Source organism: Faecalibacillus intestinalis, assembly GCF_015097455.1.
Taxonomy (GTDB): domain Bacteria; phylum Bacillota_I; class Bacilli_A; order Erysipelotrichales; family Coprobacillaceae; genus Faecalibacillus; species Faecalibacillus intestinalis.
This window is the reverse complement of the sequence record NZ_AP024085.1, coordinates 2,522,172-2,533,265: the sequence shown is the minus strand read 5'-3', so window position 1 is coordinate 2,533,265 and position 11,094 is coordinate 2,522,172. Positions and strand designations below refer to the sequence as shown.

Here is an 11,094-nt window from a genome sequence, read left to right as displayed (position 1 = left end):
TTACTATGAAAAAAGTTCCAGTATTTGTTGTACTCATAGGATGTGTATTCAGTTGGCTAATAGCAAGTATGAATCCTGTTACAAAGATTATTGATCAATCAACATATTCATATTTTAATTATCAATTGATGGCAATTGGATTCGCAATTAGTTTATTAGTAGGAATTATATTGTTGTGGGTCATAAAGAGAAATAACAAGTAAAGTGAAATTTTATTATAGGCAGGTCAATAAGATCTGCCTTTTATTTATAAAGGATTGGAAGAATTTTAGAGAAGTAGTTATTCTTGTGGTATACTTAAACAAAGAACATGACTTAAATAAAAAGTATGAAGAATGTGATGCATTATTGACACCATTAATGGTCTTTTTAAATAATGTATTAGATTATAAGGGAAAACAGGAATTATAGAAGAGTATGGATTTGATACAAAGAAAATAGAAAGTGAGGTTAAAGATATGTGTGATTTAGGTGAAAGTATTGCATTAGAAGCAAGGAATGAAGGAATTACTCAAGGAATCAAACAGGGTAAACAAATGGAACGTAAAAAAAATATTGAACATGTTAGAAGTGTTATAAATGAATTAAATTGTTCATATCAAAGAGCGAGGGATATTTTAATATTATCAGAGGATGAAAGAAAGGATATTGAAAAGTATTTTCAATCATAGAAAGAGAGAAAAATCTCTTTTTTCTTATACTAAAAAATTGTTAATAAAATAAAATTACAGAATAATAAAAAATTATAAATTAGTGTTGAAAAATGTTATCAAATCTACTATACTATTCAAGAACAAAAGGAGATGAGGGCTATGTTACAACAAAGTGTCAAATATGATTGCTTACAATTGAATACGAGTACCTCATTTTTATATTCTCATTGTTTCTAACATATCATTTTTAATTGATATGTTTTTTTATAACAAAAAAAAGGAGGAAAATATATGAAAGCCTATTTAATCTTAGAAGATGGAAACGTATTTGAAGGTGAAAGCGTAGGGGCTAACAAAGAAGTTGTCAGTGAATTTGTATTTAATACTTCAATGACAGGATATGTAGAAGTATTAACAGATCCTTCCTATGCAGGACAATCTGTTGTCATGACATATCCATTAATTGGAAACTATGGAGTATGTTTAGAAGATCAAGAATCTACAAAACCTTATGTTGAAGGATTTGTAGTGAATGAACTTGCTAGACTTGGAAGTAATTTTAGAAAAAATATTGATTTAAAAGATTATTTGATTGAACATGACATTCCTTGTATTCAAGGAATCGATACAAGACATTTAACTAAAATCATTAGAAATAAAGGTTGTATGAATGGAATGATTACAACAACAAAATATGATGATTTAAGTGAAGTGATGGAAAAAATACATAACTTTAAAGTAACTGGTGTCGTTGAAAAAACAACATGTGACAAACCATATAAAGTAGGAACAGGAGATCGAAAAGTTGCTTTATTAGACTTTGGTGCTAAGAAAAATATTGCTAAATCATTAGCAAATAGAAATATAGAAGTCACAGTTTATCCAGCATCTACTCCTGCAAGTACAATCATTGAAGGAAACTATGATGGAGTGATGTTATCAAATGGTCCTGGAGATCCAAGCGAAAATGTTGAAATCATTAAAGAAGTTAAAAAACTATCTGAAAGTGGTTTACCAATCTTTGCAATCTGTTTAGGACATCAATTGATGGCTTTAGCTCATGGATTTAAAACTGAAAAATTAAAATATGGACACCATGGTGCAAATCATCCTGTTAAAGATTTAAATACAGGTCGTGTTTATATTTCTACACAAAATCATAACTATGTAATTTGTGATGATTCTATTGATCGTAATATTGCAAAACCTTGGTTTATTAATGTAAATGACCAAACAATCGAAGGTGTTGAATATATGGGTAAAAATATTAAAACAGTACAATTTCATCCAGAAGCATGTGCTGGTCCATTAGATACAGATGCTTTATTTGATGAATTTGAAAAAATGATGGAGGTAAAATAAGATGGCAAGAGATTTAAGTATAAAAAAAGTATTAGTTATCGGTTCAGGGCCTATCATCATTGGTCAAGCAGCAGAATTTGATTATGCTGGAACTCAAGCTTGTAGAGCTTTAAGAGAAGAAGGGGTAGAAGTTGTTTTAATTAACTCCAACCCAGCAACAATCATGACAGATGGTGATATCGCAGATAAAGTTTATATCGAACCATTAACTGTACCTGTTGTTAAAAAATTAATCATGGAAGAAAAACCAGATAGCATTTTACCAACATTAGGTGGACAAAATGCATTAAACATCGCTATGGCTTTAGCGGATGAAGGATTCTTAGAAGAACACAATGTTCGTACAATTGGGACAAATACAGATACAATCAAACTTGCAGAAGATCGTTTAGAATTTAAAAACTTAATGGAAAGAATTAACGAACCATGTGCTGCATCCATCGTTGTTAACCATGTTAATGATGCTTTAGAATTTGCAGAAAAAATTGGTTATCCAGTTGTTGTAAGACCTGCTTATACATTAGGTGGTACTGGTGGAGGTATCGCAAATAATGAAAAAGAACTTCATGATATTTGTTCAAATGGTTTACGTCTATCAAGAGTAAGTCAATGTTTAATTGAAAGATGTATTGCTGGATGGAAAGAAATCGAATATGAAGTAATGAGAGATAGTGCAGGAAACTGCATTACTGTATGTAACATGGAAAACTTAGATCCTGTTGGTGTTCATACAGGAGATAGTATTGTTGTGGCACCAAGCCAAACTTTATCAGATAAAGAATATCAAATGTTACGTTCATCAGCTTTAAATATTATTACAGCTTTAAATATTGAAGGTGGATGTAATGTACAATACGCTTTAAATCCAAATAGTTTTGAATACTGTGTTATCGAAGTAAACCCTCGTGTTTCTCGTTCATCAGCTTTAGCTTCTAAAGCAACAGGTTATCCAATTGCTAAATTAGCAGCTAAAATTGCTTTAGGATATACCTTAGATGAAATCAAAAATGCCGTTACAGGTAAAACATATGCTTCTTATGAACCAACATTAGACTATGTGGTATGTAAAATTCCTAAATGGCCATTTGATAAATTCGTTGATGCTTCAAGAAAATTAGGAACACAAATGAAAGCAACTGGAGAAGTTATGTCAATCTGTAATAACTTTGAAGGAGCTTTAATGAAAGCTTTACGTTCTCTTGAACAAAATGTTTTCTATTTACATTTAGATGCCTTTACAAAATTAACACATGATGAATTAAAACAAAAATTAAAAGATGTTGATGATCAACGTATCTTTGCTGTAGCTGAATCCTTAAGAAAAGGAATTACAGAACAAGAAATCCATGAAATTACTAAAATTGATGTTTGGTTCATTGATAAAATAAAACATTTAGTAGAAATGGAAGAAAGAATTAAAACAGAAGAATTAACAGTTGATTTATTAAAACAAGCAAAAAGATTACAATTCCCAGATAGAGTCATTGCTGAATTAACTGGAAAAACAGAACAAGAAATTCATCAAATGCGTAAAGATAATAATATTGTTGCAGCTTATAAAGTTGTTGATACATGTGCGGCAGAATTTGATGCACAAACACCTTATTACTATTCAATTCAAGGTGGAGTGAACGAAGTAGAACCACAAAGAGAAAAGAAAAAAATCATGGTTTTAGGATCAGGACCAATTCGTATTGGACAAGGTATTGAATTCGATTACTGTTCAGTACATTGTGTATGGGCTTTAAAAGCAGCTGGATACGATACAATCATTGTTAATAACAACCCTGAAACAGTATCAACAGACTTTGATATTGCTGATCGTTTATACTTTGAACCACTTACTGCTGAAGATGTAGAAAGTATTGTAGACATTGAAAAACCAGATGGAGCAATCGTTCAATTTGGGGGACAAACAGCTATCAAACTTACCAAAGCACTTACAGATATGGGTGTTAAAATTTTAGGAACAGATGCCGATGATGTAGATGCTGCAGAAGATAGAGAAAGATTTGATGAAATTCTTGAAAAATGTCATATTGATCGTCCAAGAGGTTCAACAGTCTTTACTGCAGAAGAAGCAATTGAAGTTGCTAATAAATTAGGATATCCAGTTTTAGTAAGACCATCTTATGTATTAGGTGGTGCTGGTATGGAAATTGCCTTAAATGATGGTGATATTAAAAAGTTCATGAAAATCATTAATAGACAATACCAAGAACATCCAATTTTAATTGATAAATACTTATCTGGTAAAGAAGTTGAAGTTGATGCAGTTTGTGATGGACATGGTATCTTAATTCCAGGTATTATGGAACACGTTGAACGTGCGGGAGTTCACTCGGGAGATAGTATTTCTGTTTACCCACCACAAAAAATCAAACAAGAAATTAAAGATGTGATCGTTGATTATACAAAACGTCTTGCTAAAGCATTACATGTTGTGGGATTAATCAATATTCAATTTATTGTTTATGAAGATCAAGTTTATGTTATTGAAGTTAACCCAAGATCTTCAAGAACAATTCCTTATATTTCAAAAGTTACAGATATCCCAATTGTAGCTATTGCTACAAAAGCTATTATGGGACATACAATTGAAGAACAAGGATATTCTTATGGTATTGTTCCTGAAAAAGAAACAATTGCAGTTAAGATGCCAGTGTTCTCATTTGAAAAAATCAAAGGTGCAGAAATTTCTTTAGGACCTGAAATGAAATCAACAGGTGAAGTTTTAGGTATTTCTAAAAACTTAGATGAAGCTATTTATAAAGCATTCATGGGAACAGGTATTCAATTACCTAAGAAAAAGAATATCATTTGTACAATTAAAGATTCTTCTAAAGAAGAATTCTTACCAATCGCTAAACAATATTATATGTTTGGTTATGATTTATATGCCACAGAAGGAACATATAAATTCTTAAAAGAACATGATGTACCTGTACATTTTGTTAACCGTATATGTGAAAAAACAAATACAATCTTTGACTTAATGTTTACGGATACAGTAGATTTAGTTATTGATATTCCAACAAGAAATGATAACTTAAAAGATGGTTTCTTAATTAGACGTTTTGCTGTAGAAGCTGGTATTCCAATTTATACTTCACTTGATACAGCAAAAGCACTTATTGATTCACTTGAAAAACGTAAACATGGTGTGCCATCGTTAATTGATATTACAAAACTAAGATAATTAAAAAATGGTCGAAAGACCATTTTTATTTTGGCATAATTTTAAGGAGTATTTTGGACTATCTGTCCATTTATAAAAAAATATATTTTTCTATAATGAAAGAAGGAAGCTTTTTATGAATCAAGAAAATACTTCTTTTGAAAAATAAAAAAACTGATTGCAAGAAGAAATGCTCTCAAACTTTTCCTTATTCGCTTCCCTGATGTAGATCCAATTTTTTTAGAAAATCTATCAACCAAACAATATGAAGAACTCTTTGATTTACTTTTAATAGGTAAGAACTTAGACGAAATAAAAAAGGCTATTTTAGATATAGCCTAATTCTTTACATGCATAATAAATACCATCTTCATCAATAGAAGTTGTCACAAAATCACTTAATTTCTTTAACTCATTATTTCCTTGTCCCATACAAATCGAAAAAGAAGCATGTTTAAACATTTCAACATCATTTAAAGAATCCCCAAAAGCTACATAACTTTTCATATTCCATAACTTCATAAAATAAGCAATGCCAGTTGCTTTAGAAATTCCTTTAATAGTAATATCAGCATAACTACTTTCTCCTACCATCACATCAAGTTCTTCAATATCTTTAAATTCTTGATAGTCATAATCTAAAGGACCATAAGCAATCATGGCACCTACTTCTTGATTGGTATAGCTACCAACAGGGGGAATTGGATTATTGAAATAATTACATGAACGAATGACATTTTCATTGGGTTCCATATTAATAATTCTTGGTGTACATTTAAGAGCTAAAGGAATGTTGTGTTTTTTAGAAGCGTCTAAAGCTTTTAAAACAACAGTTGTAGATAAACTTTCTTTGTGAATAAGTTTTAAATTTTTATCTAATAAAGCTTGTCCACTATTGCATACATACCCATCAAAGGCAAAAGTATCATAAATGTGAGTATTCTTTAAAGAGTCAACACTTCTACCTGTAGATACTAATAAAAGATGACCTTTTTCTCTTAATAAATTTAAGGCTTTGATGGTACTTTCTGGTATTTGATGATCTGTGGTTGTTCTTAAAGTACCATCAATATCAAAACAAAACAATTTCTTCATTATTTACCTTGAGGGAAAAATTTTGCAAGTGAATTTGCTACTGCTGAAATAGGCATTGTTTGAACCACAATTTTACCAGGACCAGTAACCACGGTATTAAATAATCCCTCTCCTCCTAAAAATTTATTTTTTAAACCAGGAACTGATTGGATATCCATTTTACAAGTAGCATCCATCATTGCAAGATAACCGGTATCAATAACCATTTGTTGACCTGGTAGTAAATTGTATTCTACGGTACTTCCATCAATTTCAACAAAACATGTTCCGTGTCCAGAAACCTTTGTTAAAATAAAACCTTCACCACCAAATATACCAGAAGAAAATTTCTTATTAAAGAAAACCGATGTTTCTACATTTTCTTCACTAGCTAGAAAAGCAGATTTTTGAATGATGACTTCTTTTCCAGGCTCTACATCAATAGCGACAATTTTTCCAGGAAAACTTGAGGCAAAGGCAATTAAACCATCTTCATTTGCCGTATAACTATTTCTAAATAAAGTTTCACCAGAAAACATTCTACCGATGATTTTACCAGCACCACCACCGTTTGTTTCCATTTTCATACATGGATCCATCCAAGCCATAGCACCACTATCACTAATCATTTTTTCACCTTTATTTAAGTGACAAATAACAACAGGGAGAGTATCTCCAACAATTTCGTATTCCATAATCTTTCTCCTATAAAGCCACACAAACAGGTTGAATAATATCTAAAGTATTTCCTGTAGGCTTAATTTCTTCTTTTTCTTCATTAAATGTATAAAGCTCTAAACGGTCTTCTTCTTGACTTGCCACAACAATATAACGATCATCAATAATATTAAAATCACGAGGTCCTTTTCCAGTATGCACCATATAAAGTAAAGTGATTTTTCCTGTTTCTTGATTAACGCGATAAAGGACAATGCTATCATGTCCACGATTGGAAACAATAATATGTTTACCACTTGATGTCATATGAATAGCAGCAGCACTTGAAAAGCCATGAAAATGACGAGGTACACAATGAATAACTTGAATCAAAGTAAAGTGTCCATCATGATATTGATAAACCATAATACTGTTACTAATTTCATTGACGAGATAACAATATTTACCATCGTGAGAAAAAATCATATGACGAGGCCCACTACCAGGAATCACAGATTGACTTAATGATGTTTCTTGTAATTTTTCATTAATAAATTCATACATAACAATTTTATCAGCACCTAGGTCAACACTGTAAAGATATTTATGATCAGGAGTAATTCCTACATAATGAGCATGAGGACTTGTTTGTCTTTTAAGTAAATCAATTCCTGAACCATGATGGTGAACAACTGAAAGTTTATCTCCAATTTTATGATCCTTTAAAGGGAAAGCAGCAGTTGCTCCAACGTGATAATTGGCTGTAAATAAATATTTTTGATCAGGACTTAAACATAAATGAGTATAAGAACGACCATGGGAATTATAAAAAGAAAGTTGTTTTAAATCATCTTCTTCAATATGATAACTTGCGACACCTCCTCCTTCCCCAACACGTGCATCTTTTAAAGATACATAAAGATAATCATCTTTTTTAATAACATAAGAAGGAAAATCTTCGGTAGGAATATGTTTATTTAAATGAAGTTCATTTTTAGTTTCATCTAAAGTACATACATAAAGACCTTTTTCTTTTCCTTTAGCATAACTTGATACATAAAAACGATACACAAAATCGCCTCCTTTTGAAATAATTGTACCATAAAATAACTATAAAAAGCTTTCTATATAAGAAAAAAAAGAGATGCATGAAGCATCTCAAAATCTTATTTTTGCCCAACGCCTTTACAATAAGTTTGAACAACTTCATAATCTCTATCTAAAACAACAAGATCAGCATCATAACCAACGCCAATTGTTCCTTTACGATTATCAACATGTAAACATCTTGCTGGGTTTGATGTACATGCATTAATCGCGTAATTAACAGGAACTAATGCATCTTCAATTAAGATTTTTAATCCTTTGTTTACATTTAAAGTAGAACCAGCTAAGTTTCCTGCTTCTACTAAATGAGCACTTCCATCTGGATAAATGACAACTTCTTGTCCACCAAAATCAAATTTAGTACCTACAGGAAATCCTTTACACATTAAGGAATCAGTAATCATAATACTATAATCAGGACCTTTTGAAGTAAAGAAATTATTTAAAGCGGCAAGAGTAGAATGATTTCCATCACAAATAATTTCTCCATACATATTTCTAATACGTAAAGCACCACCAACAAGACCATTTGCACGATGCGTAAATGGTGTCATCGCATTATAAACATGAGTCATACTTCTTGCTCCATGAGCGTATGCTTGAACAGCTTGTTCATAAGTTGCATTTGAATGTCCAATACTTACGACCACATTATTTTGACTACAATATTTTGTAAGAGCGTAATCTTCATCATTTTCAACAGCCATAGTAATATATTTAATTAAACCATGAGCAGCTTTTTGATATCTTTTAAATTGTTCAATATCAGGTTTAACACAGTATTCTTCAGGTTGAGCACCTTTATGTGCTTTATTTAAATAAGGACCTTCAAAATGAATACCTAAGATTTCAGCACCTTCATAACCTTCTTCCACAACTTTTGCGACATTACTTACCGCATTTGTAAGAACTTCTTCACTTTGAGTAAGAGTTGTTGCAAGGAAAGAAGTAACTCCTTCATCAACGATTCCTTTTGTCCATTTTCTTAAACCTTCAGGATCAGCATCATTTGTGTCAAAACCATAAGCTCCATGACAATGAATATCAATAAAACCAGGAAGAATTCTTAAATCTCCATAATCTTTAGTGACTTCTTTTTCATTGTAAGGATATATTTCTTTAATAATTCCATCTTCTAATTCTAATTGTGCAGGAATGAATTGATCAGCAATCCAAACTTTTTTACTTTGTATAATCATAATTTCACCTCAACTTTATTATAGAACACTTTACTTATCTAGACAAGAAACATCTTGCTTATTCCTCTAAAAATTCAATTTACCTTATTATTAAATTAGTATATAATTGAACCATAATAAGGAGGAGAAGGATATGGATGAAAATTTACTTTTATCATTAATTGAAAACAACGCAAAAATGGAAGTCGTTGATCTTGCGGCCGCCTTAAACGAATCAGAAGAAAATGTTGAAAATACAATTAAAGATTTAGAGAAAAATAAAACAATCTATGGTTATCATACATTAATCAATTGGGATAAAACAAATCATGATGTATGTACAGCTGTTATTCAAGTTAATGCAAAACCAGAAAGAGATTATGGTTATGATCGTATTGCTAAGAAGATTTATAATTTTCCAGAAGTAGATACAATGTATTTATTAGCAGGAAATTATGAATTCTTATTGATTGTTAAGGGAAAAACAATGGTTGAAGTTGCTAAATTCGTTAATAGTCGTTTAGCGGTTATTGAAGGTATTGAAAGAACAGCCACAATGTATGTTTTGAAACAATATAAAAACATGGGTAGACTTGTTGAGGATGATAATAAAGATGCAGCAGAAAGATTATTGGTAACTCCATAATGGATTTTGAAAAAGTTGTTAATCCTATTGTAAAAGATATTCCACCTAGTGGAATTCGTAAATTTTTTGATTTAGCTAATCAAATGGAAGGTGTTATTTCTTTAGGGGTAGGTGAACCTGATTTTGCAACCCCTTGGACAATTAGAGAAGCTGCAATCTATTCAATTGAAAAAGGAAAAACATTCTATACAGCAAATCAAGGATTATTAGAATTAAGAAAAGAAATTTGTAAATATCAAAAAAGAAGATTTAATTTAGATTATAAACCAGAACAATGTATTGTCACTGTTGGGGGATCTGAAGGAATCGATTTAGCCTTTAGAACAATTATTAATCCAGGTGATGAAGTCATTTTATTACAACCAAGTTATGTTGCTTATACACCGGGTGTTGCACTTGCTGGTGGAGTGGTAAGAAACATTACTTTAACAGAAGAAAATGAATTTAAATTAACACCTGAACTTTTAAAAGAAGCTATCAATGAAAAAACAAAGGCCATTCTTTTAAACTACCCAAGTAATCCAACAGGTGGATTCATGACAAGAGAAGACTATGAAAAATTAGTTCCTATCTTTAAAGAATCAGGAATTATGATTATTACGGATGAAATCTATGCAGAACTTTCTTATGAACATAAATTCTGTTCAATTGCATCTTTTGATGAAATCAAAGATCAAGTTATTCTTGTCAGTGGTTTTTCTAAAGCTTATGCGATGACAGGATGGCGTTTAGGTTATGTTCTTGCGAATGAATATCTAGTTAAAATGATGAAAAAAATTCATCAATATGTCATTATGTCAGCACCAACATGTGCTCAATATGGAGCCATTGAAGCGATGAGACATTGTGATGAAGAAATTGAAAAAATGCGACAAGCTTATCTTGCAAGAAGAAACTTCTTAGTCAAAACATTTAATGAAATGGGACTTAAAACATTTACACCACAAGGTGCTTTCTATGTTTTCCCATGTATTAAATCAACAGGGCTTACATCAGAACAATTCTGTGAAGAATTATTAAATGATCAGTTAGTAGCCTGTGTGCCAGGAAGTGCTTTTGGTGAAGCAGGAGAAGGATATATTCGTGTTTCTTATGCTTATAGTTTAGAAGAACTTAAAGCAGCAACAAAGAAAATTAGAAAATTCTTAGAAAATAAGGGAGTTATTTAACTCCTTTTTTTTGGTTTTAAAACAGATACAAATTAATCATAAAAATCATCATCTCCCTATAATATAGATA

At 30.9% G+C, this 11,094-nt stretch carries 11 protein-coding genes; 7 read left to right on the top strand and 4 right to left on the bottom strand.

The window, feature by feature from the left end; genetic code table 11:
- The first annotated feature begins 5 nt into the window (after nt 1-5).
- From Fi14EGH31_RS13475 to carB, 5 genes are all read left to right on the top strand, one after another.
- Nucleotides 6-203, top strand: coding sequence for a hypothetical protein (locus Fi14EGH31_RS13475; protein WP_048924770.1), 198 nt, complete (start codon nt 6-8; stop codon nt 201-203).
- Between the two features lie 85 nt (nt 204-288).
- Nucleotides 289-411, top strand: a complete 123-nt coding sequence (locus tag Fi14EGH31_RS15600) for a hypothetical protein (RefSeq protein WP_267905634.1) — start codon at nt 289-291, stop codon at nt 409-411.
- Nucleotides 412-458: 47 nt separating this feature from the next.
- On the top strand, nt 459-671 hold the full coding sequence (locus Fi14EGH31_RS13470) for a hypothetical protein (protein ID WP_107029742.1): 213 nt from the start codon (nt 459-461) through the stop codon (nt 669-671).
- Nucleotides 672-944: 273 nt separating this feature from the next.
- Complete coding sequence (locus Fi14EGH31_RS13465; RefSeq protein WP_107029741.1) at nt 945-2,015, top strand: carbamoyl phosphate synthase small subunit; 1,071 nt, start codon at nt 945-947, stop codon at nt 2,013-2,015.
- Between the two features lies 1 nt (nt 2,016).
- Complete coding sequence (carB, locus tag Fi14EGH31_RS13460; RefSeq protein ID WP_200764942.1) at nt 2,017-5,214, top strand: carbamoyl-phosphate synthase large subunit; 3,198 nt, start codon at nt 2,017-2,019, stop codon at nt 5,212-5,214.
- Between the two features lie 306 nt (nt 5,215-5,520).
- On the opposite strand, the gene Fi14EGH31_RS13455 is transcribed toward carB, so the two are convergent.
- From Fi14EGH31_RS13455 to nagA, 4 genes are all read right to left on the bottom strand, one after another.
- Complete coding sequence (locus Fi14EGH31_RS13455) at nt 5,521-6,288, bottom strand: HAD family hydrolase (protein WP_022001976.1); 768 nt, start codon at nt 6,286-6,288, stop codon at nt 5,521-5,523.
- On the bottom strand, nt 6,288-6,962 hold the full coding sequence (locus Fi14EGH31_RS13450; RefSeq protein ID WP_200764941.1) for a TIGR00266 family protein: 675 nt from the start codon (nt 6,960-6,962) through the stop codon (nt 6,288-6,290). The genes Fi14EGH31_RS13455 and Fi14EGH31_RS13450 overlap by 1 nt, the downstream gene beginning before the upstream one ends.
- A gap of 10 nt (nt 6,963-6,972) precedes the next feature.
- Entirely contained in the window at nt 6,973-7,995 is a 1,023-nt protein-coding gene (locus Fi14EGH31_RS13445) for a lactonase family protein (RefSeq protein WP_200764940.1), read from the bottom strand.
- A 95-nt stretch (nt 7,996-8,090) separates the two neighbouring features.
- Nucleotides 8,091-9,230 (bottom strand): N-acetylglucosamine-6-phosphate deacetylase, encoded by a 1,140-nt coding sequence (nagA, locus tag Fi14EGH31_RS13440; RefSeq protein WP_200764939.1) that lies wholly within the window; start codon nt 9,228-9,230, stop codon nt 8,091-8,093.
- 133 nt (nt 9,231-9,363) lie between these two features.
- On the opposite strand from nagA, the gene Fi14EGH31_RS13435 reads away from it, so the two are divergent.
- The gene (locus Fi14EGH31_RS13435; protein WP_118305913.1) at nt 9,364-9,855 is read left to right on the top strand and encodes an Lrp/AsnC family transcriptional regulator; all 492 of its coding nucleotides are present in this window, start codon (nt 9,364-9,366) and stop codon (nt 9,853-9,855) included.
- Nucleotides 9,855-11,024 (top strand): aminotransferase class I/II-fold pyridoxal phosphate-dependent enzyme, encoded by a 1,170-nt coding sequence (locus Fi14EGH31_RS13430; RefSeq protein WP_200764938.1) that lies wholly within the window; start codon nt 9,855-9,857, stop codon nt 11,022-11,024. The genes Fi14EGH31_RS13435 and Fi14EGH31_RS13430 overlap by 1 nt, the downstream gene beginning before the upstream one ends.
- The last annotated feature ends 70 nt before the right edge of the window (nt 11,025-11,094 follow it).